This window comes from Methylocystis sp. ATCC 49242, from assembly GCF_000188155.2.
GTDB lineage: Bacteria > Pseudomonadota > Alphaproteobacteria > Rhizobiales > Beijerinckiaceae > Methylocystis.
This window is the reverse complement of sequence record NZ_KE124774.1, coordinates 939,656-963,691: the sequence shown is the minus strand read 5'-3', so window position 1 is coordinate 963,691 and position 24,036 is coordinate 939,656. Positions and strand designations below refer to the sequence as shown.

General features: G+C 64.0%; 27 protein-coding genes. 16 read left to right on the top strand and 11 right to left on the bottom strand.

Annotated elements, in window-relative coordinates; translation table 11 throughout:
* The first annotated feature begins 75 nt into the window (after positions 1–75).
* Positions 76–672 (top strand): glutathione S-transferase, encoded by a 597-nt coding sequence (locus MET49242_RS06635; protein WP_036281633.1) that lies wholly within the window; start codon positions 76–78, stop codon positions 670–672.
* A gap of 111 nt (positions 673–783) precedes the next feature.
* Here MET49242_RS06635 and lysM read toward each other — a convergent pair whose 3' ends face one another.
* Together lysM and MET49242_RS06625 are read right to left on the bottom strand one after the other, a co-directional pair.
* Positions 784–1,317, bottom strand: coding sequence for a peptidoglycan-binding protein LysM (gene lysM / locus MET49242_RS06630; RefSeq protein WP_036281630.1), 534 nt, complete (start codon positions 1,315–1,317; stop codon positions 784–786).
* A 124-nt stretch (positions 1,318–1,441) separates the two neighbouring features.
* Positions 1,442–2,122 (bottom strand): outer membrane protein, encoded by a 681-nt coding sequence (locus MET49242_RS06625; RefSeq protein ID WP_036281627.1) that lies wholly within the window; start codon positions 2,120–2,122, stop codon positions 1,442–1,444.
* 371 nt (positions 2,123–2,493) lie between these two features.
* Between MET49242_RS06625 and MET49242_RS06620 the strand changes: the two genes are divergently transcribed.
* From MET49242_RS06620 to MET49242_RS06600, 5 genes are all read left to right on the top strand, one after another.
* Complete coding sequence (locus MET49242_RS06620; RefSeq protein ID WP_036287175.1) at positions 2,494–3,267, top strand: SDR family oxidoreductase; 774 nt, start codon at positions 2,494–2,496, stop codon at positions 3,265–3,267.
* 137 nt (positions 3,268–3,404) lie between these two features.
* Positions 3,405–4,592, top strand: a complete 1,188-nt coding sequence (locus MET49242_RS06615; RefSeq protein ID WP_244430736.1) for a hypothetical protein — start codon at positions 3,405–3,407, stop codon at positions 4,590–4,592.
* 162 nt (positions 4,593–4,754) lie between these two features.
* Positions 4,755–5,816 carry a tRNA (adenosine(37)-N6)-threonylcarbamoyltransferase complex transferase subunit TsaD gene (gene tsaD / locus MET49242_RS06610; RefSeq protein ID WP_036281624.1) on the top strand — a complete coding sequence of 354 codons (1,062 nt, stop codon included), beginning with the start codon at positions 4,755–4,757 and terminating at the stop codon, positions 5,814–5,816.
* 3 nt (positions 5,817–5,819) lie between these two features.
* Positions 5,820–6,368, top strand: a complete 549-nt coding sequence (locus MET49242_RS06605; RefSeq protein ID WP_036281622.1) for a phospholipase D-like domain-containing protein — start codon at positions 5,820–5,822, stop codon at positions 6,366–6,368.
* Positions 6,365–7,360 carry an NAD(P)H-dependent glycerol-3-phosphate dehydrogenase gene (locus tag MET49242_RS06600; RefSeq protein WP_036281620.1) on the top strand — a complete coding sequence of 332 codons (996 nt, stop codon included), beginning with the start codon at positions 6,365–6,367 and terminating at the stop codon, positions 7,358–7,360. Before MET49242_RS06605 ends, MET49242_RS06600 begins: the two co-directional genes overlap by 4 nt.
* An 18-nt stretch (positions 7,361–7,378) precedes the next feature.
* Here the strand turns inward: MET49242_RS06600 and MET49242_RS06595 are convergent, their stop codons facing one another.
* The 3 genes from MET49242_RS06595 to MET49242_RS06585 all read right to left on the bottom strand — a co-directional run bounded on the left by MET49242_RS06595 (position 7,379) and on the right by MET49242_RS06585 (position 11,952).
* Positions 7,379–9,265 (bottom strand): CHASE3 domain-containing protein, encoded by a 1,887-nt coding sequence (locus tag MET49242_RS06595; RefSeq protein ID WP_036287169.1) that lies wholly within the window; start codon positions 9,263–9,265, stop codon positions 7,379–7,381.
* A 194-nt stretch (positions 9,266–9,459) separates the two neighbouring features.
* Entirely contained in the window at positions 9,460–11,292 is a 1,833-nt protein-coding gene (ilvD, locus tag MET49242_RS06590; RefSeq protein WP_036281619.1) for a dihydroxy-acid dehydratase, read from the bottom strand.
* A 399-nt stretch (positions 11,293–11,691) separates the two neighbouring features.
* Positions 11,692–11,952, bottom strand: a complete 261-nt coding sequence (locus tag MET49242_RS06585; RefSeq protein WP_036281617.1) for an acyl carrier protein — start codon at positions 11,950–11,952, stop codon at positions 11,692–11,694.
* Positions 11,953–12,255: 303 nt separating this feature from the next.
* Here MET49242_RS06585 and MET49242_RS06580 point away from each other — a divergent pair, with 303 nt between their 5' ends.
* The 7 genes from MET49242_RS06580 (at position 12,256) to MET49242_RS06555 (ending at position 16,075) form a co-directional block, all read left to right on the top strand.
* Positions 12,256–13,008, top strand: coding sequence for a tetratricopeptide repeat protein (locus tag MET49242_RS06580; protein WP_244430733.1), 753 nt, complete (start codon positions 12,256–12,258; stop codon positions 13,006–13,008).
* 232 nt (positions 13,009–13,240) lie between these two features.
* The gene (locus MET49242_RS23230) at positions 13,241–13,429 is read left to right on the top strand and encodes a hypothetical protein (protein WP_051134056.1); all 189 of its coding nucleotides are present in this window, start codon (positions 13,241–13,243) and stop codon (positions 13,427–13,429) included.
* Between the two features lie 220 nt (positions 13,430–13,649).
* The gene (locus tag MET49242_RS06575) at positions 13,650–14,246 is read left to right on the top strand and encodes a malonic semialdehyde reductase (RefSeq protein ID WP_084678920.1); all 597 of its coding nucleotides are present in this window, start codon (positions 13,650–13,652) and stop codon (positions 14,244–14,246) included.
* Positions 14,247–14,258: 12 nt separating this feature from the next.
* Entirely contained in the window at positions 14,259–14,648 is a 390-nt protein-coding gene (locus MET49242_RS06570; protein ID WP_036281610.1) for a DoxX family protein, read from the top strand.
* A gap of 104 nt (positions 14,649–14,752) precedes the next feature.
* A complete protein-coding gene (gene pgsA / locus MET49242_RS06565) occupies positions 14,753–15,361 on the top strand; it encodes a CDP-diacylglycerol--glycerol-3-phosphate 3-phosphatidyltransferase (RefSeq protein WP_036281608.1) in 609 nt (202 codons plus the stop codon).
* Positions 15,358–15,609 carry a molybdopterin converting factor subunit 1 gene (gene moaD, locus MET49242_RS06560; RefSeq protein ID WP_036281606.1) on the top strand — a complete coding sequence of 84 codons (252 nt, stop codon included), beginning with the start codon at positions 15,358–15,360 and terminating at the stop codon, positions 15,607–15,609. Before pgsA ends, moaD begins: the two co-directional genes overlap by 4 nt.
* A 1-nt stretch (position 15,610) precedes the next feature.
* Entirely contained in the window at positions 15,611–16,075 is a 465-nt protein-coding gene (locus tag MET49242_RS06555; RefSeq protein ID WP_036281603.1) for a molybdenum cofactor biosynthesis protein MoaE, read from the top strand.
* Here MET49242_RS06555 and MET49242_RS06550 read toward each other — a convergent pair.
* Positions 16,072–16,635, bottom strand: a complete 564-nt coding sequence (locus MET49242_RS06550) for a Yip1 family protein (RefSeq protein ID WP_036281602.1) — start codon at positions 16,633–16,635, stop codon at positions 16,072–16,074. The two genes, MET49242_RS06555 and MET49242_RS06550, sit on opposite strands and share 4 nt — an antisense overlap.
* Before the next feature lie 142 nt (positions 16,636–16,777).
* On the opposite strand from MET49242_RS06550, the gene MET49242_RS06545 reads away from it, so the two are divergent.
* On the top strand, positions 16,778–17,758 hold the full coding sequence (locus MET49242_RS06545; RefSeq protein WP_036281600.1) for a YbhN family protein: 981 nt from the start codon (positions 16,778–16,780) through the stop codon (positions 17,756–17,758).
* A 54-nt stretch (positions 17,759–17,812) separates the two neighbouring features.
* Here MET49242_RS06545 and MET49242_RS06540 read toward each other — a convergent pair whose 3' ends face one another.
* The 3 genes from MET49242_RS06540 to MET49242_RS06530 all read right to left on the bottom strand — a co-directional run bounded on the left by MET49242_RS06540 (position 17,813) and on the right by MET49242_RS06530 (position 19,480).
* On the bottom strand, positions 17,813–18,088 hold the full coding sequence (locus MET49242_RS06540; protein ID WP_036281596.1) for a DUF1153 domain-containing protein: 276 nt from the start codon (positions 18,086–18,088) through the stop codon (positions 17,813–17,815).
* Between the two features lie 283 nt (positions 18,089–18,371).
* A complete protein-coding gene (locus MET49242_RS06535) occupies positions 18,372–19,094 on the bottom strand; it encodes a cytochrome c biogenesis CcdA family protein (protein ID WP_036281594.1) in 723 nt (240 codons plus the stop codon).
* Between the two features lie 2 nt (positions 19,095–19,096).
* Complete coding sequence (locus MET49242_RS06530) at positions 19,097–19,480, bottom strand: thioredoxin family protein (protein ID WP_036281591.1); 384 nt, start codon at positions 19,478–19,480, stop codon at positions 19,097–19,099.
* Positions 19,481–19,571: 91 nt separating this feature from the next.
* Here MET49242_RS06530 and mobA point away from each other — a divergent pair, with 91 nt between their 5' ends.
* Complete coding sequence (mobA, locus tag MET49242_RS06525; RefSeq protein ID WP_036281589.1) at positions 19,572–20,183, top strand: molybdenum cofactor guanylyltransferase MobA; 612 nt, start codon at positions 19,572–19,574, stop codon at positions 20,181–20,183.
* Positions 20,184–20,215: 32 nt separating this feature from the next.
* Here the strand turns inward: mobA and MET49242_RS06520 are convergent, their stop codons facing one another.
* A complete protein-coding gene (locus MET49242_RS06520) occupies positions 20,216–21,247 on the bottom strand; it encodes a cysteine synthase A (protein ID WP_036281587.1) in 1,032 nt (343 codons plus the stop codon).
* 33 nt (positions 21,248–21,280) lie between these two features.
* Entirely contained in the window at positions 21,281–22,165 is an 885-nt protein-coding gene (locus tag MET49242_RS06515) for an aldose 1-epimerase family protein (RefSeq protein WP_036281586.1), read from the bottom strand.
* Positions 22,166–22,224: 59 nt separating this feature from the next.
* Between MET49242_RS06515 and recJ the strand changes: the two genes are divergently transcribed.
* Positions 22,225–24,018, top strand: coding sequence for a single-stranded-DNA-specific exonuclease RecJ (gene recJ, locus MET49242_RS06510; protein WP_036281585.1), 1,794 nt, complete (start codon positions 22,225–22,227; stop codon positions 24,016–24,018).
* Positions 24,019–24,036 lie beyond the last annotated feature (18 nt).

Here is a 24,036-nt window from a genome sequence, read left to right as displayed (position 1 = left end):
TTTTCCCCGATGCGGCTCGATTCGCGCCGCGCTTCAGCTGTTTTATATAGACCGCGAAGACGAAAGAAGACCGACATGATGATCCTCCGCTATTCCGCCGCCTCGCCTTATGCGCGCAAAATCCGCATCGCCGCCGATCTGCTGGGACTCTCCGACCGCATCGAAATCGTCGCCGCGACCACCGCCGATCCCAACGACACTTTGCGGACGCAAAACCCGCTGGGGAAGATTCCGACGCTTATTCTGGAGGACGGCGCCGCGCTCTATGACAGTCGCGTGATCGCGGATTATCTCGATCATGTCGCTGGCGGCGGCAAACTCATCCCGGCGGAACCGTCGCGCCGTTTCGAGGCGTTGCGACTGCAAGCGCTGGGTGACGGAATCAACGACGCCGCGCTGCTCATCCGTTACGAGACGACGACGCGCCCCGCGGCGTTGCGCGATCCCGCCGCGATCGAATTGCAGCAGGGCAAGATCGACAGGGGGCTCGCTTCTCTCGAAGCCGCGCCGCCGTCCGGCGCGCCGGACATCGGTCACATCGCCGTGGCCTGCGCGCTCGGCTATCTCGATCTGCGGTTCGAGGGCGCATGGCGCGCGACGCACCCACGACTCGTCGACTGGCTTGCCGAGTTCGCGAAGAAGGTGCCCGCCTTCGACGCGACGAAGGCGTAAGGCCAATCGATAAAGTTGCCCGTCATTGCGAGGCGCCGGGCGCCAGAGCGATCCGGACCCGAGGGGAGGCGTCAGGATCGTCCTTTCAAAATCGCAATGACGGGCGTCTCGTTATCCCTGCTTCACCTTCCCGGCGATTTCGGCCGGAGGCGCCCAGCCGCTCGCACTCGCGACTGCGACCTTGCCGCTCACGCCCGGAATGCGAAGGCGCTGACCCGGATAGATCTTGTCGGGATCCTTCAGCATGGGTTTGTTGGCTTCGAAAATCTCTTCATAACGCGCGCCCTGACCGGCGCCGTAATAGGTTTCCGCGATCTTCCAGAGCGTGTCGCCCGCCACGACCACATGCACGCCCGACGGCGCCTCGGGGTCCGCGTCGGGCGCAATGAGATTGTTCTCGACCTGCGCGACGCCCTTGGTGTTGCCGACCGCCAGGACGATCTTTTCCAGTTCCGCCCGCGAGTTCACCGCGCCATTGAGCGTGACTTTGCCGCCGTCGACCTCGATGTCGATTCCCGACGTGTCGAAGCCGTGGCTCGCGAGTTCCGCCATTAGTGCGTCGGCCGGCGCCGCGCTCGTGTCGGTCGCGCCCGCCGGAGCCGGCGCCGCCTTGCTCTTGCCCGTGAAAAAATCGAAAATCCCCATCGCAAAAATCTCCTGATCAAGACGCCCTCGGCGTGACGCTTCAGCCCGCCAAAGCCTAATCTAGCGCCTCGGTCGCCGGATGCGACATTCGCGCGGGCATAATCTCTCAGTTGCTCCCGATTTTTTAGAAATGGAAGTTCAGTCCGCCCTTGATCGACGAAGTATTCACCGCGGAAGTCAGTGCGTTAGGCGAAAAATCGAAATAGCTGTCCGATCCCGTCGAGGTGAAAATATATTCGCCCTTCGCCGACAGATTTGAGGTGATCATATATTCGACGCCCGCGCCGAGGGCCCAGCCGGGCTGGAACGTCGCCTGATAGCCGTAAAAGCCCGTGAAGGGTGTCGTAAGGCCGATGGCGTTCTTGCTCGCCGCAAAGCCGCCGGTCACATAAAGCAGCGCGCGGTCGATCGAGTAGCCGGCGCGCCCGCGAAGCGTAAACATATCGTCGACTTCGCCGCGCGCGATGACGCCGAAAAAGGGCGCATTCGACTTGCTGACGCCCGTGAAGGCGAAATCGGCTTCCACGCCAAGCAGAAATTGCGGCGTGACCATATAGTTGTAACCGCCGGTGACGCCGATGAGACCGCCGTCCGCGCCGCCGATGAGAGTATTGGCGTCGTCTTCGAAAGAGCTGAAGGCGTATCCGCCATGCACGCCGACGTAGAAGCCGCTCCAGACAAAAGCCGGCGGCGGGGCGACATAGTCGCCTGGCGGTGGAGCGGCGCCGCGCGGCAGGTCTGCGGATAGGGAGGGGCCCGCCGCAAGGACGAAGGGGGCGAGCAGGGCGGCGACTTTGTTTTTCATAACAACGACTCCCACGGCCGCGCTGGATGACCGGCGACGTATCGAGCTGCGGCGGATGTCTTGTGCGTGTAATTCCGCAGATCGAATGTTCTCAATTGTGAACATTCAGCTTAATGAATTATTGTTCCGCCCTGGCTTCCGATGATGGCAAAAGCATTCGTGCAAGAATTGTTTTTGTCAGAATTTGGATTGTTTGAGTTCAACATCATGTGAGCTTGCCGCAATCGTTAAAGGCGTTTCTAAAATTGTCTGGAGAGCCAGTCCATATTAGCTAATGTTTGGTGAATCGGTCCAAATTTACAAATGCGCGGACAGCGTTGACCTCGCGTCCGCGTCATGGGAAGCCCCGCCGGAAAGGTGGCGAGGCGACGATGAGCGAAGCAGGGAACAATGACGCCGGACCGGTTCTCGTGACGGGCGCGTCGCGGCGCATCGGCCTCGCGATCGCCGGAAGATTTGCGATCGAGGGGCGGTCGGTCGTGCTGCACGCGTCGCCCCGCTCGGAGAAAGACGCGGAGCTTGCCGCGCACGCTATCCGTGCACAGGGCGGCCGCGCGGCAGTCGCGGTCGCGGACCTTGCCGACGCCGCCTCGACCGGGCGCCTGATCGATGCTGCGGCGAACGCCTTCGGGCCGCTGACGCTTCTCGTCAACAACGCTTCGATCTTCGAGGTCGACTCCGCCGGGGATTTTTCGCTCGACCTTTATGAGCGGCACATGGCGATCAATCTACGCGCGCCGCTTTTGCTTGCGCGCGACTTCGCCGCAGCTTTGCCGCCCGGCGTCGGTGGCGCCATCGTCAACATCATCGATCAGCGCGTATGGCGCCTGACGCCGCGTTACTTCAGCTACACTTTGGCCAAGTCCGCGCTGTGGACGGCCACGCGCACCATGGCGCAGGCTTATGCGCCGCGCATCCGAGTGAACGCCGTGGGGCCGGGGCCGGTTTTTCCCAATGAGGCGCTGGGCGAGAAGGAATTCGAGCTGGAATCGCGCGGCGTGCCGCTCGGCCATGCCGCGGATGTGACAGGCGTGGTCGACGCCGTCGTCTTTCTTGCCAAGGCGAAGAGTGTTACGGGCCAGATGATCGCGGTGGACAGCGGCCAGCATCTCGCATGGCGGACGCCCGACGTTGCGCCGGAGTGAGGGAATAGCTTGGAGCGGCGAGCCTGCCTTGACCGTGGCGAGAATGAAGGGAAATTTCCCCTGTTGTTTCGGTAAGTAGTTTCTGAAAATGTAATTTCGCGCATCAAATGTAATTTGGCGCCGTCACGCGAGGGCGGATGATGACTTCATTCATTTCAGCTTCACCAACGACGGGAAGTGGAAGTCTCGACGACTTCTCGCTGCTCGGCGGCCCCTTGCATCGGCTCGGCGCGCGCTTCGGCCTCGTGCGCGGACAAGACAACACGATAGCTTTGGGGTTGGCGCTCGGCTGGCTGCCATGGCTCGTCATGATCGCGCTGGCGATGGTCGAGGGCGTCGGCGACAAATTGTTTTCTCTCTCGGTGATTGCCGGCCATGTGCGCCTGCTGATCGTCATTCCGCTTTTCTTCCTTTGCGAAACCTCGGTCGATGCGAAGCTGCGGGAATTTATCGGCCTCATCGTGCGATCCGGCGTCGTGCCTGAGGACCAGTCGCCGTTGCTGGAAAATGAAATCGCGCGCACCGTCAGATGGAAGGACTCGTGGTTTTCCGACGCCGTTTGCGTGCTTGCCGCCGTGGCTTTATCAATCTTTGCCGGGCAGCTTCATATTTCGGGTAGGACGTCATCCTTCGATCCGGGGCGCGTGATCGGCGACGCGCCGCTGGCGGGGCTTTGGTACTGGATCGTCTGCCTGCCGCTCTTTCGTTTCCTGATGTTTCGCTGGCTGTGGCGGATCGCCCTGTGGTGGGGCTTCGTCTGGCGCCTGTCACGGATGGACCTGCGCCTTGTCCCCGCGCATCCCGACGGCGCGGGCGGGCTCGGCTATCTTGAAGTCGTGCAAATGCATTTCGCGGCGCTGGTTTTTTCCATCTCGATCGTCGTCGCCGCGTCATTCGCCGAGGAAATCTCTACCGGCAGGACGGTGTTCGAGGTGATCTATCCGGCCCTGGCCATCACGATATTCGTGGATCTGGTTCTCTTTCTCGGCCCGCCCTGCCTCTTCGCCTTCAAGCTGCGGACGGCGCAGGAAAAGGCCCTGAGCGACTATTCGGAACTCGCGGCGCGATATGTGAATGCTTTCGAGAAGAAATGGTTGAACACGACGCCCGACGAGCCCTTGCTCGGAACGCCCGATTTACAATCGCTAGCGGATCTCGGGAACAGCATGGCGGTCGTGCGCAATATGCGCTGGGCGCCGTTCAGCACGCGTCTGGTGATCTCGATCCTCGGCGCCTCGCTGGCGCCGATGCTTCCGCTCTTCCTGTTCAAATATCCGGCGGCGGCGCTGGTTGAGGCGCTCTTCAAGAAGCTCGCGGGGCTGTGAGGGCGATTGCGCTCAAATGTATACAGGGATTCAGTAGTTTCGCGTAAACCAATCGCAAACCATAATCTCCTAAAGTTGCGGCAATGCGGGGGTTGTCCGCACGGCGCGAGCCCTGGCTTTCGCCGGCGTCAAAAAGGCGTGTTTCGCGCCTAAGGAGTGTGCATGCGCGTTCTGGGCATCGAAACCACCTGTGACGAAACGGCGGTGGCCGTCGTGTCGGATCGTCTCGGCGGCGACGGCGGTGAAATCCTCTCCAACGAAGTTCTGAGCCAGATCGCCCAGCACGCGGCCTACGGCGGCGTCGTGCCGGAAATCGCCGCGCGCGCCCATATCGACGTGCTGGAAAGACTTATCGTCCGCGCGCTGGCCAAGGCGAAGATCGAGCTTGCCGACGTCGACGCCATTGCGGCGGCGGCGGGGCCCGGGCTGATCGGCGGCGTGCTGGTGGGGCTCACGGCGGCGAAGGCGCTCGCGCTCGCTTCCGGCAAGCCCTTCATTGCGGTCAATCACCTGGAAGCTCATGCGCTCACCGCGCGGCTGACGGACCATCTCGAATTTCCATTTCTCGCGCTGCTCGTCTCCGGCGGGCATACGCAACTCGTCGCCGTGAAGGGCGTCGGCGAATATCGCCGCCTCGGCTCGACCGTGGACGACGCGGCGGGCGAGGCCTTCGACAAGGTCGCGAAGATGCTCGGCCTGCCTTACCCGGGCGGACCGCAGATCGAGAAGCTTGCGCTCGAAGGCGATCCTCACCGCTTCGACCTGCCGCGCCCGATGCTCGGCCGCGGCGGCGCGGATTTCTCGCTGTCCGGCCTGAAGACCGCCGTGCGCCATGAAATCCTGAAAATTGGCTCGCCGAGCGAGACCGACGTGAAAGACCTGGCGGCGTCCTTTCAGGCCGCGATCGTCGACGTCATCGTCGATCGCGTGCGCGCCGGCATCCGCCTCTTCACGGAGAGCGAGGGGCGTCCGCATGGTCTCGTGATCGGAGGCGGCGTCGCCGCCAATGGCGCCATCCGCCGCGCGCTGACGCGGCTTTGCGCGGAAAGCGGCGTCCGCTTCGTCTCGCCGCCCGCCAATCTCTGTTCGGACAATGGCGCGATCATCGCGTGGGCGGGGCTCGAGCGATTCAAGCGCGGCTTCACCGACGATCTCGCCTTTGCGCCGCGGCCGCGCTGGCCGCTCGACGCCGCCGCGAGCGAGGCGCACCACGGCAAGGCGTAGCGGGTGCGCGGATTGTTCATGCCGGCGTTGGCGGCCTTCCTGCTCGCGCCGGAGCCGCAACGGGCCGGACCCCTCTCGCAGGAGCCGACATACGCCGGCGTGCGCGTGTTTTACGGACCCGGCGCGGATTTCGAGTCTGTGGACGCCCAGCTGATCGGCGGCGCGCGTCATTCAATCGACATGGCCGCCTATGTATTGACGGACCGTGCGCTGACCAGCGAACTTGGCCGCGCCGCCATGCGCGGCGTGAAAGTGCGCGTCTATCTCGACGGAGAGGAAATGGGCCGCAATGCGCCGATCGAAACCATCGCCGGCGCGCCCAATCTCGAGGTGCGGAAAAAGGGCCGCTCGCGCGACCTCATGCATCTGAAATCCTATCAGGTCGATGGTCGCGTGTTGCGCAGCGGTTCGGCGAATTTTTCCGTGTCCGGCGAAGTCTATCAGGACAACGACCTTATCGTTATAGACAGCCCGCAAGCGGCGGCGCGCTTCCGCGAGATGTTCGAGTCTCTCTGGGCGCGCCCCGACAATCAGCGGATCGGGATGAGATGACGCGGGAAACAGTCGCAGTTCTCGGCGCCGGCGCGTGGGGCGTCGCGCTCGCAAATGTCGCCGCGCAGGGACGCGAGCGGGCGCCATTGTGGGCGCGCGATCCCGCGCATGCGGAATCGCTCGCGCGCCATCGCGAGAACCGGCGTCATCTTCCCGGCCTGCCGCTTGCCGCAGCCGTTGCGCCCACCCCGGATCTTTCGTGCGTCAGGGAAGCGCAAATCGTTCTCGCCGTGGTTCCCGCGCAAGCCATGCGCGAAACAGCGCGCGCGGTTCGGACGCATCTGCGCGACGGCGCGGCTTTCGTGATCTGCGCAAAGGGCATCGAGCGCGACCGCCGCAAGTTCATGAGCGAGGTCGTCGCCGAGGAATTGCCGCGCGCGCGCATCGCCGTGCTGTCGGGGCCGAGTTTCGCGGCCGACGTCTGCAAGGGGTTGCCGACTGCGGTGACGCTCGCCGCCGGGGAAGACGCTTTGGCGCAGCGGCTTTGCGAAGAACTTTCCACCCGCATGTTCAGGCTGTATCGCTCGACCGACGTGCGTGGCGTCGAGATCGGCGGCGCGGCGAAGAATGTGCTCGCCATTGCCGCCGGAATGGCCGCGGGGCGCGCGCTCGGCGCCAGCGCCCATGCGGCGCTGATCGCGCGCGGCTTCGCGGAACTGACGCGGCTCGGGCGCGCGTTGGGCGCGAGGCAGGAAACGCTGATGGGCCTTTCGGGTCTCGGCGATCTCGTGCTGACCTGCGGTTCAGCGCAGTCGCGAAATTTCGCGCTCGGGCAGGCGTTGGGGCAGGGCGAGGCGCCGAAGGACGCGTCGCATGGCAAGCTAGCGGAAGGCGCCTTCACGGCGCATGTTCTCGTGGAACTTGCGCAGGCGGCGGGCGTCGAAATGCCGATCGCGGAAGCGGTGGACGCCATTCTCGTTTCGCGTCTCAGCGTCGATGCGGCGATCGAGTCGTTGCTGATGCGGCCGCTCAAGGCGGAGGGTGAGTCGTGAGACGCTTGCGCCTCCCCGTCAGACCGCGTCGATCGTCTCGCGAATCCTGCGCGCGATCTGCTCCAGCGTGAATGGCTTGGACAACAGATTGATGTCCTTGTTCAGCAGACCGTCATTCCCGAGTGTGTTGGGCATGTAGCCGGATATGTGGAGAACGCGAAGTTTCGGTCGGCGCTTGAGCGCTTCCTTTGCGAGAGCGACGCCATCCATCCCCGACATGGTGACGTCGGTGATCATCAGCGTCACATCCGGCCGCGTCTCGAGAATGTCCAGAGCCGCCTGGCCGCTGCCTGCTTCTATTGCTGTGTAGCCGAGTTCGCGCATGCCCTCGACGGTGACGCGACGCGCAGTCTCGTCGTCCTCGACGACGAGGATGACTTCCGACGGCTGACCGAGGAGGAAGTCGATCGGGTCGCCATTGACCTGCGCCGGGATCGCGGAAGGCCTCTCCGCTGCGGCGTCGCCAAGATGGCGCGGGAAATAGAGCTTGATCGTCGTGCCCCGTTCGGGCTCGGACACGATCTTGATGTGCCCGCCGGACTGCTTCACGAATCCATGCACCTGCGAAAGGCCGAGCCCCGTGCCCTTGCCCGCGGGCTTGGTCGTGAAGAATGGATCGAAGACTTTCGCGACGATCTCCGGCGACATGCCTTCGCCAGTGTCGGTCACGGAGACGAGCACATAATCGCCGGTTTTCACGTCAACATTCTCGGCGGCGTAGGCGTCGTCGAGGGCGCGGTTGGCTGTCTCGATGGTGAGCGTTCCGCCGTTCGGCATGGCGTCGCGCGCGTTCACCGCGAGATTGAGCAACGCGCTTTCCAGTTCATTGGCGTCGATACGGGTCGACCATAATCCGTCGGCGAGGACGGTTTCGAGCCTGATGTTCTCGCCGAGCGCACGCTTCAGCATCTTCGATATGTCCGACACGAATTTGTTGGCGTCGAGCGGCGTGGGCGCGAGCGGCTGGATGCGGGAAAACGCCAGCAGGCGCCGCACGAGACCGGCCGCGCTGTCGGCGCTCTGCAGCGCGGAATCGATCATCTGCTCGCCGCCATCCTCCTTGCGATCGAGCTTCCGGCGGAGAATATTCAGGCTCGCCACGATCACGGCGAGCATATTGTTGAAGTCGTGCGCGATGCCGCCCGTAAGTTGGCCCAGCGCCTCCAGTTTCTGAGACTGGCGCAATTGCGCTTCGAGCGTCTCCCGGCGCGTCGATTCCTCGAGCAGCCTGTTGTAGGCGGACTTCAGGGACTCGCTCGATGTGCGGAGGGCGTTCATCTGCTTGTGCGTGAGAAAGATCGCGAATCCCGCAACGGCCGCGACGCCGAAGGTCATGAACACGATTGCGCTTTGCAGATTGTCATTTGCGCGTCTCAAGGCGTCGTCCCGCTGCCGATAGCGGGTTTCCTCATACATGATCATGGCTGCGATCAGGCCGTCGATCTGATCCATCAGCGCCTTGCCTCGCCCGCCTCGCACGATTTCCGCCGCTTCGTCGAATCGGCCGTCCTTCATCAGGTCGAGCTTTCTTTTCAGAAGACCCAGACGCTCCTCCAGGATCGGCCGTATCTGATCGACTCGTTTGACCTGCTCGGGATTGTCCGAAACGAGGTGGGCGAGGCCGGTAAGTTCCTGCTCGGCGACTCCTGAAATATCCCCGTTGGAGTTGATGAATTTCTTGTCCCGGGTTAGCAGGTAGCCGCGCTCGTCGCTTTCCTCGCGAAGGATCGTCGCATAGAGGCGCTGCAGGGCGCTCTCGACGAATAGCGTATGACGCACCAATGCGCCTGCGTTGCGCCGGTATTCGTCAGTCCGGATGGTGACGAGCCCCGCCAGCGCCAGAATGGCGAAGGCCATGATCAGGCTGACCATCTCGAGGGAAAGAAACTTTTTCAGCGCCGCCACAAGCAAACCAGTCCAAAAAAAGCGATTGCGGCGCAGTCTATGCGTCATCAATGCGTTAACGCTAGTTCTAAATCACCGATGTGGCGGCGCCGTGGCGCGGGTGGGTGGCGGTCCCGAATATGGAAGGCGTTTGTCCCGCCGGGGGATGCAATCGCCCCGGCGGACTTGCGCGACTGGCGGAGATTGGTCCGCGATTACGGCAGTTCGCGCACCGCGCCCCGAGACGCGCTTGTCGTCATTGCCGCATAAGCGCGCAGCGCCTTGGAGACCTTGCGCTGGCGGGGCTTGGCCGGCTGGAAGCCTTTGGCCGCCTGTGCGGCGCGGCGCGCGGCGAGCTCCGTATCGCTTACGGCAAGCGTAATTCTGCGTTCCGGAATGTCTATTTCGATACGGTCGCCGTCCTGCACGAGCGCGATGGCTCCGCCTTCCGCCGCCTCGGGCGAAACATGGCCGATCGACAGTCCCGAAGTGCCGCCCGAAAAACGGCCGTCGGTGATGAGCGCGCAGGCTTTGCCGAGGCCCTTCGATTTCAGATAGCTCGTCGGATAAAGCATTTCCTGCATGCCGGGTCCGCCGCGCGGCCCCTCGTAGCGGATCACCACCACGTCGCCAGCCTTTACGTCGCCCGTAAGAATTGCGGAAACCGCAGCGTCCTGACTTTCATAGACGCGGGCCGGCCCGGCGAATTTCAGGATCGATTCATCGACGCCGGCCGTCTTCACGATGCAGCCGTCCGCCGCCAGATTGCCGGTGAGCACCGCAAGGCCGCCATCCTTGGAGAAGGCGTGCGCCGCGTCGCGGATCGCGCCCTTTTCGCGATCCGTGTCGAGCGCGTCGAAACGGCGTTCCTGACTGAAGGCGACCTGCGTCGGCACGCCGCCGGGCGCGGCGCGGAAGAAGGTTCTGGCCGTTTCGCTCGTCGTTTGCGTCACGTCCCAGCGCGCGACGGCGTCCTTCACCGAGGCGCTGTGCACCGTCGGCAGGTCGCCATGCAGGAGGCCGGCGCGCATCAATTCACCCAGAATGGCGATGATGCCGCCGGCGCGATGCACGTCTTCGAGGTGCACGTCGGGAACGGAGGGCGCGACCTTGCACAGCACCGGCACGCGGCGCGACAGGCGGTCGATGTCCGCCATGGTGAAATTCACCTCGGCCTCATGCGCCGCCGCCAAAAGATGCAGGACGGTGTTGGTCGAGCCGCCCATGGCGATGTCGAGCATCATGGCGTTCTCGAACGCCTTGAAACTCGCAATGGAACGCGGCAGCACGCTCTCGTCGTTCTGCTCGTAGTAGCGGCGCGCGAGATCGACGATGAGATGGCCGGCCTCGACGAAGAGCCGCTTGCGGTCGGCGTGGGTCGCCAGCGTGGTGCCGTTGCCGGGCAGCGACAGGCCGAGCGCCTCGGTGAGGCAATTCATGCTGTTCGCCGTGAACATGCCCGAGCAGGAGCCGCAGGTGGGGCAGGCCGAGCGCTCGATCGTCGCCACATCGGCGTCGGAGACCTTGTCGTCGCCGGCCGCGACCATGGCGTCGACGAGATCGAGGGCGTGCTCCTTGCCGCCGAGCACGACCTTTCCGGCCTCCATCGGACCGCCGGAGACGAAGACCGTGGGGATGTTGAGGCGTAGCGACGCCATCAGCATGCCGGGGGTGATCTTGTCGCAGTTGGAAATGCACACGAGCGCGTCGGCGCAATGGGCGTTGACCATATATTCGACGCTGTCCGCAATCAGGTCGCGCGAGGGCAGGGAGTAGAGCATCCCGTCGTGGCCCATGGCGATGCCGTCGTCGATGGCGATCGTGTCGAATTCCTTGGCGACGCCGCCCGCCTTCTCGATCTCGCGCGCGACGAGCTGGCCGAGATCCTTCAGATGCACATGGCCGGGAACGAATTGCGTGAAGGAGTTCGCGACGGCGATGATCGGCTTGCCGAAATCCTCGTCCTTCATGCCCGTGGCGCGCCAGAGGCCGCGCGCGCCCGCCATGTTGCGGCCGTGGGTGGTGGTGCGGGAGCGATAGGGAGGCATGGCGATGTCTTTCTTTTTGCGGACTGCGGCCTTCAGGCTCGCGTCGGCGCTCGCGGGCCTCGAGACCCGCCGTCCTGCCCAGACGAACTATCGCAGCACGCGCCGCCCGGCAACCGGAACTCGGCCGATGTGAACGGATTCGACGAATGGCGGCAAGCGGACCGGACGTCCGTTCCTTCGCCATATCCCGGGCCGGCCCCGGCGCCCGAAGCTTCGGGGCAGGGCGTTACACTGCCGGGGATTTACCGGGCGGGTCGAAGGCGCCAGAGCCAGCCTGTTTCGACGCCGCCGTCGCAAAATGACAAGCCCGAAAGCGCGGTCCATGACGAGGACCGGACACTTTCGGGCTGGCAAGATTGTCTGGCGCCACGCTGCTGTCGCGGCGCTCCTCTCCGAGGGTCAGGCTGCGCGGCGCGACTGATCCGCCGGCTTCAATTCGTTCAGACATTCGACGATCGCGTTGATCGAGGAAAAGGACTGCCGGCGCAGCATGGCCACCGGGAACTCCACGTCGAAGGCCTCTTCGATCGCGAGCATGGTGCGGATCGCCGCGAATGGGGTCAAGCCCGCCTGGTAAAGGTCCGCACTGTCGGAGAGCGACTCGACAGGGGTATGCAACCGACCGTTTTCTGCCAGAAGACGGCGAAGGGTCTCGATCATCAGTCCAACTCCACAAGCTCCGCGGGCGGATTGCGCGCGGGCCGCAAAATTTGCGTCATGTGATAATTCCGATTGTTTCAGGCAATCGTGAACATCAAGGAAAGAAATGGTGCTCCTTGCCTGAACTGAAAATGAATTTGGTAAAATTTGCTGCGAATTTTGGCTTACAAATAGTTAATTCGCCTGTGGTGCAAATAGTTGATCCGCCTGTGGTGCGATTACATGCCTGATTAGGCGGCGCCATTGGCGCTTCGTCAGATTTTGCTATAGAGTTGGGCGATGGGAAAGTTTAGCCGAGCCTCCTTGTTTGCATTCCCGATGGCGCTCGCGCTCGTCGCGGCGGGCGCAAGCGCGCAAGAGGATGAGCATCCCGCTCTCGAGCCATATGGCGGCGAGGGCGGCGGCAATTTCATTGTCATCCCCGGCATCGGCAAAATTCCGCTGCCGCCGGGGGCGAGGGGATTCGGTCCGGGCAATCCGCCGTTCGGCGCTCCGCCAGGTCTCGGACCTCGGGATTATGGTCCAAGGAGCGCGGCGCCCCGGCCGGAGCCGCCGAAAAGCCCCGAGCAGCGGCAGGTCGAGGATATGAACAAGCTGTTCTCGCGCCTCGCAGAGGCCGAGGACGACCGCGAAGCGCAATCCGCCGCCGCGGCGATCCTGCGGCGGTGGGGGCGTTCCGGCTCGGACACGATCGATTTGCTCGCCGCGCGCGCTGCGGCGGCGGAAGCGGCCGGCGCGCCGCCGCTCGCCAAGGCGCTGCTGGATTACGTGGTCGCCTTGTCGCCGGATTGGCCCGAGGGCTTCGTGCGCCGCGCCCGGGTTCTCTCGGCGCAAGGGGACGAGGCGGGCGCTATCGCCGATCTGGAAACCGCCGCGCGTCTCGAGCCGAGGCGGTTCGACGCTTTGCAGGCGCTCGGCGCCCTTGCCGAAAAAACAGGCGACAAAAAACGCGCGCTCGACGCCTATCGCAAGGCGCTGGCCATCTCTCCGCGTAACGACGCCCTACATAAGACCGAAGAGCGCCTCAAAATCGAGGTTGAGGGGCGCGACATCTGACGCAAACCGTAGGTCCGGTCGCAAGGCGATAGTGCTTCTCCGCGAAAAGCGGCGGTGGCGCAAATCATGCAAAGCAATTGCAAGTAGTGGGTTCTGGTTTTGCGCTCCTCCGGCGGTCGCGGGCAGGATGATGGCGCTTGAGGGGCCGGGCCAGAATGAATGAGCAACGAGTTGATCGCAGACGAATGGACCTCAACGCAGCGCCATGCGCGCCAGAAAACGAGGTAATGTCATGTCGGGACATGCATTGGATGACGTAAAAGACAAGGTCGCAGCATTCGGTATGAAGCTTGTGGACATCATCTATAACGCGTCAGTTTTCACCGTGATCGGATATGGAGCGATCCTGCTGTTTTTGCTGGTCATCGGGATTGCCGTCGGGTTCAATATCGTCAACGTTCCCGAATTTCACCCGAGGTGAGCGCCGGCTCCCGCCACCGGCGGCGATATCTCGGCGCCACCGCCAGAAGGTGAGGCCATCGACGGCGGGTGGCGCGATTTTCAGTCCGGGCAGACGTGTCGACTTATCCGCACAGGCACGGCCGAATATCTGTGAGACTTCGTCGGGAGCTTTCCGATCCGGCGCGGGTCGCTTATTTCAGCGATAGAGCCAACTCACCCACCACCCCCGGGGCCCGCCGATGATGGAACGTAAACCGCTGCCGCCCGAGGCGATGGAGCAGCTTTTCACCGCCGCGCGCACGCACAATGGCTGGCAGGACAGGGAAGTTCCCGACGCGCTGCTGGAACACGCAGTCGATTACGCCAAATGGGGGCCGACGAGCGCCAATTGCTCGCCCATGCGCATCGTTTTCGTTCGCTCGAAGGAAGCAAAAGCGCGGCTTGCGCCGGCGATGTCTCCGAATAATCTCGCAAAGACCATGGCGGCGCCGGCCACGGCGATCATGGCTTATGATCTCGATTTCGCCGAACATCTGCCGCATCTCTATCCGGCGACTGATGCGCGCGCCTGGTTCGCGGGCAATGAGCCGCTGATTCAGGAGACGGCCTTCCGCAACGGCACGCTTCAGGCGGGCTATTTTCTGCTCGCCCTGCGCGCGGTCGGGCTCGACGCCGGGCCGATGAGCGGTTTCGACAAAGAGAAAGTCGATGCGGAATTTTTCGCGGGAACGCGCATAAAGTCGAATTTCCTGATCAACATCGGCTATGGCGATCCAGCGATGCTCTACCCGCGCGGCCCGCGCTATGCGTTCGAGGAAATCGCCTGGATCATCTGACGGAGGCCGATCGTGACGTTGCGAATCATCCCCGAGCGCTTTCTGCCGCATGTGCAGGGCGTTCTCCGTATTGCGACGGCGCTGCTGTTTTTGCAGCACGGAACGGCGAAAATCTTCGGTTATCCCCATGTCGCGATGTTCGACGGGCTGAAGCTCATGTCGCTGCTCGGCGTCGGCGGCCTGCTGGAGTTATTCGGCGGCCTGCTGATGCTCGTCGGCCTCTTCACGCGCCCCGTGGCCTTCGTCCTTTCAGGCGAAATGGCCGTCGCCTATTTCATGTTTCATGGCGTGGAGCAGTTCTGGCCGATTCTCAACAAGGGCGAACTGGCGGCTCTCTACAGCTTCGTTTTTCTGTTTTTCGCGGTCGCGGGACCAGGAAAATTCGCACTCGACAAGGAGTAAGGCGTTGTGCGGCGCACTCGGGGGCGCTGCATGAGGCGAGAGTTCCCGGCGACTTGCGCCCTCTCTATTGACAATGGGGGCCGGCGACATATTCCCTAGCTGTCATGAGCGAAACGGCCGTCACCACGAAGCGACGTTCTCAGGCGCTGGCGCTTCCGAACCTTCTGACCTACGGGCGGTGTCTCGCCGTGCCGGTCGTGGCCGGCCTTTTGTTATCTTCCACCGACCATTGGGCGCGGTGGGCGGCGCTGGGCGTCTATACCGCCGCCGCGGTCACAGACTTTTTCGACGGCTATCTCGCGCGCGCCTGGCAGCAGCAGTCGCCGATCGGCCGGATGCTCGACCCTATCGCCGACAAGCTTCTCGTCGCGGCGACGCTTCTGGCCGTGGTCGCGGACCAGACGCTCGCCGGCTGGACGATCTGGGCCGCGATCATCATCCTTTGCCGGGAGATCCTCGTCTCCGGCCTGCGTGAATATTTGGCCGAGCTGAAAGTTCGCCTGCCGGTGTCGGCGATCGCCAAATGGAAGACAGTGGCGCAACTCATCGCGCTCGGCTTCTTCATCGCCGGACCGGCCGGGGAGGCGGTTCTGCCAGGGACGATAAAGATCGGCTCGGCGCTGCTCTGGATCGCCGCCGTGCTGACGCTCTATACGGGCTTCGACTATCTCCAGTCCGCGTTCACGCATTTCGGGGACGACGACGCGTCATGAAGGCTGTCTATTTCGCATGGGTTCGCGAGCGGATCGGTCTGGCGGAGGAGGAAATCTCTCCGCCGCAGGACGTCAAGACCGTGCGCCAGCTCGTGGAGTGGCTCGCCGCCCGGGGAGAGGGCTATGCTCTCGCCTTCGCCAATCCCAAAACCGTCCGCGCCGCGATCGACAAGGCCCATGCCGCGCCCGACTCGCCTATCGGCGCCGCGCGCGAAGTGGCTTTCTTTCCCCCGATGACAGGCGGCTGAGATGGTCGCGCCCACCGTGCGCGTGCAGCGGGAAGACTTCGACGTCGCCCGCGAGGAGGGCCTGCTGACGGAAGGGCGCCGCGATATCGGCGCGGTCGTCGCCTTCACGGGACTATGTCGCGACGAGAACGGTTCGCTCACGGCGCTGGAGCTTGAGCATTATCCGGGCATGGCGGAGGAAGAAATCGGCCGCGTCGCCAACGAGGCGCTGTCGCGCTGGCCGCTGGCCGGGCTGACGGTCATCCACCGTTACGGCGTCATCCGACCCGGCGAACGAATCGTGCTGGTCGTTTCGGCCGGCCGCCATCGTTCCGAGGCCTTCGCGGCTGCCGAGTTCATGATGGACTATCTCAAGACCCGCGCGCCCTTCTGGAAGAAGGAGCGCCGGGTGGATGGCGCCGACGGCGGCTGGGTCGAGGCCAGGACCGAGGACGACGCGGCCGCCGCGCGGTGGGAGAAGCCCTAGATCATCTGCGCCGGCGCGATGGCGTGGACGACCCAGGCGTGCAACGCCCCCGTCGCCACCGTGACGACCAGGGCGACCAGCGTGAAGACGTCCAGATTCTCCTTCGGCACCCGCATCATGCGCGAGAGACCCAGCGAGAACACGTAAATCCCGTAGAAGCCCAGCACATCGAGCCATCGCAGCCCCGGAACGAGGCCGAAAAGCGAGGCCAGCCAGGCGGGCGTGTAGGAATAAGCGGCAAGCGCCAGCGCGCGCTTGTCGTCGCTCTTGCCGTCGAAATGGGGTGCGGCCATCGAAATCACGAAGGCCACCAGAAACAGGGCCGGCAGGCTCAAAGCATATTGGATGACCGCGCGAAACAGGCCGGCCGCGAATGTCGGATGCAGCCCGTGCGAACCGAACAGCCATGCGCCGAGGAAGCTCGCAAAAGGCGGAAACGCGGCGAGAATCGCGATGTAGTTGCGATAGAGGTCGACAATCGAGCGGTCTTCAGCGTCGATTTCGTCCCACTCTTTCCGCGGTGTAAGGATCAGGCCTTTAATCCGTGAAATCAGCGACATCTGGCGTCCTCATGTGCTTCGAGCGCGGGCGGCGGCGGCGAATGGGGGGTTGGCACTTGCCCGCCGCCTGCCTACGTGCAAGGTAGTCGCGGGCCTTCTGCGGCCTCATTCGAAGATCGACGAATCTAGCGCGACGGGCCGCATGAGAAAACTGGCTGAATATTTCTGGCCGATCGTCGGCCTGGCCGCGGTTGTAGGCTCCTTCTACCTTCTCTACCACGAGTTCCAGGGCGAATCGGTCGGGACGGAGGTCTGGGCCAATCTAAAGGCGATTCCCCTCAGCGACTATCTGCTCGCCGCCCTCTCGACGCTGCTGGCTTACGCCGCGCTCGCCTGGTACGACCGGATTGCGCTGCTGCATCTTGGCGTGAAGCACATATCGTGGATTTTCATCTCGATGTGCTCCTTCACCACCTACGCGCTTTCGCACAACATCGGCGCGAGCGTCTTTTCGGGCGCCATGGTGCGTTACCGCGCCTATTCCTCCAAGGGGCTCACCGCCACGCAGGTGGCGGCGCTGGTTGTGCTGTGCTCCTATACTTTCGCTTTCGGCAATATTCTGCTCGGCGGCCTGCTGCTCACCTATGATCCCGCGATGTTGCAGCGCCTATCCGGTTTTCTGCCGGATATTTTCACGCACCCGCATACAGCGCGCACCGTGGGCCTGATTTGCCTCGGCTTCGTCGCGCTCTACGTCGCCGGCTCGCTGATGCATATGAAGCCGTTCCGCTTCGGAAGCTTCACCATCATGTATCCGCGCCCGGACATCATGGTCCGCCAGCTTTTCGCGGCTCCCGCCGAGCTGATCGGCGCCGCCGGCATCATTTATTTCGCGCTGCCGGAGCAGGGGAACCCCGGCTACATCGTCGTGCTCGGAGCCTTCTTGCTTTCCTTCTCCGCCGCGCTGGTGTCGCATGCGCCGGGCGGCCTTGGCATTTTCGAGCTTCTCTTCATCAATCTGATGCCGGATGTCCCGCGCCTGCAGGTTCTGGCGGCGTTGCTCGTCTGGCGTCTCTTCTACCTCATTATCCCGCTGCTCGCGGCGCTGGTTGTCGTCGCCCTTTTCGAGCGCAAGAAGCTTATTGACCGACTGCGCGGCGAAACACGGGAAGCGCCAAAATGAAAAGGCCGGCGCAAAGGCCGGCCGTTTCCTGAAGGGCGCAGCGAGAGCGTCCCGTCACATGCGATATTGTTGAAGGCGAGTGGTGCGCAAGCCCGCGAGACCGTGCTGGTCAATTGACATCTGCCAGCTCAGGAACTCGTCAACCGTCAGCGTATAACGGCTACAGGCTTCATCGAGCGAAAGGAGCCCGCCGCGCACTGCGGCGACGACTTCCGCCTTGCGGCGGATGACCCATCGCTTGGTCGAAGGCGGGGGAAGGTCCGCTATTGTGAGCGGGCTGCCGTCAGGGCCGATGACATATTTGACACGCGGACGATGCGTCTCGGTCATATTGCTTACTCGCATACTCGTACGACCACACTGTGCCGAAAGATATAGACGCGAGCCGTTTAAGATTTACCTAAACGCGCTTGTCTCATAAGCAATTAAAAATATACCGTTTTTTAGGAGAAATTTCGGGATGTGGGTTTTTCGCGAATAATAACTTGGTCTTGGCCATATAAAAGATCGTCCAAAAAGTATTATTAGCGCGCGGCGGCGCTAGTTGTCGTTAATAACGTCTAAACAACAATCTAAGAATTGCTTAATTCTATGAGCCTGTCGGGGCGCGGCATTAAAACCTCGTCGTCAGTTGCGTCAGCCATTCGGGCGAGGCGGAGACGAGCCAGGCTTCGAGAGTCTTGTCGGCGCCGGTGACGATCATCACGCCCAACCCCAGCAGCAGCGCGCCGAGGGCCTGTTTCGCGCGCTTGCCGGCCGAGAGCAGACGGTCGCGCCATCGCGCCATCGTTTGCCGGGACAGCATGCCCAGGACCAGGAGCGGGAGGGCTGCGCCGACGCCAAACACTCCCATTGTGGCGGCCACGGCGCCGAGATCCTCGCGACGCGCGGCGAGCACGGAGGCGGCGCCGAGCGTGGGGCCAACGCAGGGACTCCAGACGGCGCCCAGCAGCAGCCCCAATCCAAATTGTCCGAACAGCCCGTTGGACGGACGGTCGCCGAAGGCGCTGTTGAGGCGGTCGCTAAGCGGTCCGCCGGCCGCCGCGATACGGGTCTGCAGCGCGGGCGTGAGCAGGACGGCGCCAAAGGCGATCATCAAAACCGCCGCCGCCTGACGAAAGGCGTCGCCGTCGAGGCCGATGCTGAAGCCGATTGTCGCCACGAAAAGCCCGATGACGACGAAGGACAAAGCGACGCCAAAGGCCAGAAGCGCCGGCGCAAGTCGATGCTCGGCCGCGGCGGCGCCGAGAACCAGGGGTAGCAGCGGCAGCACGCAGGGCGAGAGAACCGAGAGAAGTCCCGCGAGAAATGCGAGCCCGAGCGCGCCGGCGGCCATGGTCAGAGCGCCTTGTCGACGAGGGCGCCGATCGAGCCAGGGTCGGTCTCGCCGACCGAGCGGCCGATTTCCTTGGCGCCCTTGAAGACGATGATCGTGCTCTGCTGCGTCGCCCTCAGCGCCCTTACGGCGTCCTTCTGTCCGTCGAAATCGACACGGAAGGCGGCGACATTGGAGAATTTCGGATCGCTTTCGAGCTTGCGAAGGATCGGCTCCTGCGCGCGGCAGGTGGGGCACCAGGGGGCGTAGACATGCACGACAATCGATTTGCCGGCCGCCTGCGCGGCGGCGAAGGTCTCGGCGTCGAACGCCTGCTCGGCGGCTGCGGCGATTCCCGGCGCGGTGAGAACAGCGAAAAGGGCAAGCAGGCTGCGGCGTGAGAACATGCTGGGCTCCGATTGAGAATTGGGGCTATCGACGACTTGTCGCCCCAATTAGATGGGGTCGTGATCAAACGATGCAAATTCGGAAGGCGCAATGACGCAATGTGTCGGAATTCTTCTCGCTGGAGGTCTCGCCCGGCGCATGGGCGGCGGCGACAAGCCGTTGGCGGAAATCGGGGGGCGGGCGATCCTCGCCCATGTCATCGAGCGGCTCGCGCCCCAATGCGCCGGCCTGGCGCTGAACGCCAATGGCGATCCCGCGCGCTTCGCCGCCTTCGGCCTGCCGGTCGTGGCCGATAGCGTCGAGGGTTTCGTCGGCCCGCTCGCCGGCGTCCTGGCGGGGATGGATTACGCAGCCGGACATTACCCGGAGGCGACGGACGTCATCAGCGCGCCGGCCGACACGCCCTTTCTGCCGGCGGACCTCGTCGCGCGCCTCTCGGCCGAACGCCGGAGAGCAGGCGCGCAAATCGCCGTCGCTGCATCAGGCGGGCGCGCGCATCATGCGGTGGCGCTCTGGCCGGTCGCGCTGCGCGAACCGCTGCGCCGCGCCCTGATCGAGGAGGGCGAGCGCAAGGTCTCGGCCTTCATCGCGCGCTATCCCGACGTGACGGTGGACTGGCCGGCCGAGCCTGTGGACCCGTTCTTCAATGTGAACCGTCCGGAGGATTTGGCGCTGGCGGCCTCTATGGCGGAAAAGGCGTAAGGTCGGACCGCCGGGAGGGCGATCCCGCCCCCTCAGACGAAACCCGGATCCATCTGCGTCTTCTTCTCCAGCCAGCCCGGCGTCGGCAGCTGCTGGCTGCGCAGAAATTCGGGATTGAAAAGTTTGGACGCGTAGCGCGCGCCGCCGTCGCAGAGGATCGTCACGATCGTGTGTCCCGGCCCGAGTTCGCGGGCGAGGCGCATGGCGCCGGCGACATTGATTCCCGACGAGCCGCCGAGCAGCAGGCCCTCGTCCTGCGCCAGCGCGAAGACGATGTCGAGCGCCTCGGCGTCGGGGATGCGATAGGCGACGTCGATGGGCGCGCCCTCTAGATTGGCGGTGATGCGCCCCTGGCCGATGCCCTCGGTGATCGAGGAGCCCTCGGCCTTCAGTTCGCCGGTCGTATAGTAGGAGTAGAGAGCGGCCCCGTGCGGATCGGCGAGGCCGATGCGGATGTTCGGATTGCGCTCCTTGAGCGCCATGCCGACGCCCGCGAGCGTGCCGCCCGTGCCGCAGGCGCAGATGAAGGCGTCAACTTCGCCGCCAAGTTCGTCGTAAATCTCCGGTCCGGTTGTCCGTATATGCGCCTCGCGGTTGGCGACGTTGTCGAACTGGTTGGCCCAGACCGCGCCGTTCGGCTCCTCCTTCGCCAGCCGCTCCGCAAGACGGCCCGAGATCTTCACGTAATTGTTGGGGTTGGCGTAGGGAACGGCCGGCACCTCGACGAGCTGCGCGCCCTGAAGGCGCAGCATGTCCTTCTTCTCCTGGCTCTGCGTCTCGGGGATCACGATCACTGTGCGGAAGCCGAGCGCATTCGCGACCAGCGCGAGGCCAATGCCCGTATTTCCCGCCGTGCCCTCGACGATCACGCCGCCGGGCTTCAGCGCGCCGCGGGCGATGGCGTCCTTGACTATATAGAGAGCCGCGCGGTCCTTCACCGAGCCGCCGGGGTTCATAAACTCCGCCTTGCCGAGGATGCGGCAGCCCGTGGCTTTGGACGCGGCCCGCAATTCGATGAGCGGGGTGCGGCCAATGGCCTCGATGACGCTGGGGGCGATGGTCATGAATGTTTCCTGCAGGAGGGGAATGTTCCGTTCCTAGCCGACAGAGCCGCTTTGCTCAAAGGCAAAAGTCGCGCCGTGCCGCGCGCTGGCGCCGGGGGCGAGGATGCGCATCGATGGTTTTTCATAGAGTTCGCCATGAAAATCGTCGGGATCGCCATGGCCGGTCCATGGCTCGATGCAGAGATAGGGGGCGGGCGGCAGCGTCCAGAAACCGACATGTGGGAAGTCGTCGAGCGTCACGGACAGTCTCGCTCCGGCGCCATTGTCGAAGACGAGGCTGCGGCTGGCGATGTCCAGAAAGCAGAGAGCGTCGTGCGCGAAGATTTCCGGCGCGAGCGGAAGCCGGGCGCCGGTGAGTGGCGTTCTTTTCGTCAGCGTCGAGAAGAGACCGCCGGGGGCGATGATCGGAACGTCCGCTTGCTCCTCCTTCTCGAAGACGATGGCGTGTTCGGCGGCCGATCCGGCCAGCGGCCAGCGGAAGGCCGGATGTAGTCCGCAGGCATAGGGCAGCGGCCGGTCCCCCGTGTTCGTCACGATGAGATTATTGTCGAGCGCGCCGGCGCGCAGCCGGAACTCGACCTCGAAACGGAAGGCGAAGGGATAAAGCGCGCGGGTCTCCGCGTCATCGACGAGGGCGAGGCGCAAATAATCCTCGCGCCTTTCGGCGATCTCGAAGCGCTTCTTCCACGCGAAGCCATGCAGCGCGAGGGGATAGGTCTGACCGTCAACCCTGACGCGACCGTCGCGGGTCCAGCCGACCACGGGGAACAATACCGGCGCGGTCTGGTCCCAGATTTCCGGATCCTTCGCCCAGATCAGATCGACGCCGCCGGCGCGCCAGGCGGCGAGTTCCGCGCCGAAGGTCAGGATTTCGGCCGTGTCGCCGCTTGCATGGGTGAGGAGAATCTTGTCGCTCATGCTTTAACTTATACATCCACTTGAACTTGTCGCGCGCCGCGACCGGAGCACGTCTGCAAATGGTTGAAGTTAAAACGGCTTTTCTCGGCGTCGAACGATCTGTCCTCGGCCGGCCATGGCGGGCGCGGCTGGACGCGTCCGGCGAGGCGCTGGCTTTGGCGCTCGCCCAGACCCACGGGCTCGACGACATGCTGGCCCGCGTCCTTGCGGGGCGGGGCGTGAGCGTGGCCGAGGTTGATCGCTATCTCGACCCGACGATCCGGACGCTGATGCCCGACCCGTCGACCGTGCGGGACATGGACGCCGCCGTGGACCGGCTCGCGAGAGCGATCGAGACCGGAGAGCAGATCGCCATTTTCGGCGACTACGACGTCGATGGCGCCTGTTCCTCGGCCCTGCTGATCGACTATTGGCGGGCGGCCGAGGCGCCGGAGCCCTTGCTGCATATCCCCGACCGGATCTTTGAGGGTTATGGGCCAAACGCCGAGGCGATCCGCAATCTTGCCGGGCGGGGAGCCACGCTCCTCGTGACCGTCGACTGCGGGACGACAAGCCACGAGCCCTTCGCCGTGGCGCGGGAGCTGGGCCTCGACGTTATCGTGCTCGACCACCATCAGGCGCCCGAGCATCTTCCCGACGCGATTGTCGTGAACCCGAACCGGCAGGACGACCTCTCGGGGCAGGGTGGACTCTGCGCCGCCGGGGTCGTTTTTTTAGCGCTCGCGGGGCTGTTGCGGACGCTGCGGACCCGGGACTGGTGGGGCGACCATCGCCCGGCGCCCGACCTGCTTTCCTCCCTCGACCTCGTTGCGCTGGCCACGGTGGCGGATGTCGCGCCCCTCTCAGGTCTCAATCGCGCCTTCGTCGCCAAGGGACTCTCGGTAATGCGCAACCGGTCACGCACCGGTCTGGCGGCTCTGATGGACGCTGCCCGAATGGATGGGCCTCCGCGCGCCTACCATCTTGGCTTCGCGCTCGGTCCCAGAATCAACGCGGGCGGCCGGATCGGCGACGCGGGCCTGGGGGCGTGCCTGTTGACCCTCTCCGATCCGGTCGAAGCCAGCCGGATCGCGCGTGAGCTGGATCGACTGAACGCCGAGCGTCAGGCGATCGAACGGGAGGCGCTGGAAGCCGCGGTTGCGCTGGCCGAGGAGCAATTCGTTAAAACGAACAGGCTATCCTGTCTTGTGGTCGAAGGCTCGGACTGGCATCCCGGCGTTGTCGGCCTGATCGCCGCGAGGTTGAAAGAGAAGTTTAACTTACCATCGTTTGCTATTGCTTTTAATGGAGAAACTTGTTCAGGTTCAGGTAGAAGTTTAAGTGGAGTCGATATCGGAAAGACCGTGCGTCGGGCGGTTGAACTTGGGCTGGCGGTAAAAGGCGGCGGTCACGCCATGGCGGCCGGGATCACGGTCCTCGCCGACCGCGTCGCCGCCCTGCGCGAATTTCTCAACGACGCGCTCGCCGAACAGGTGGAGGCCGCCCGAGGCGCAGACGCCCTGGTCATTGACGCCGCGCTCAGCGGTCGCGGCGTGAATCTGGATCTTCTTCGCCGGGTGGAGAGGGCTGGGCCATTCGGGCAGGGCAATCCCGAGCCGCTTTTCGTTCTGCCGGAGCAGCGGATCGTCGACGCCGCGGTCGTCGGAACGGGTCACGTCCGCGCCCGGCTGCGTTCCGGGGACGGCGCCTCGGTGGACGCCATCGCCTTCCGTGCTGTCGGCTCGCCGCTCGGCGAGGCGTTGCTCGGCGGGCGGGGGGAGCGCTTTCATGTGGCGGCGCGATTGTCGACCAATCAGTTCCGGGGCGTCGAGCGGGTCGAGACCCGGATCGCCGATCTGGCGCGGGCCGACTGAAGCCGGTGTGGCCGCAGC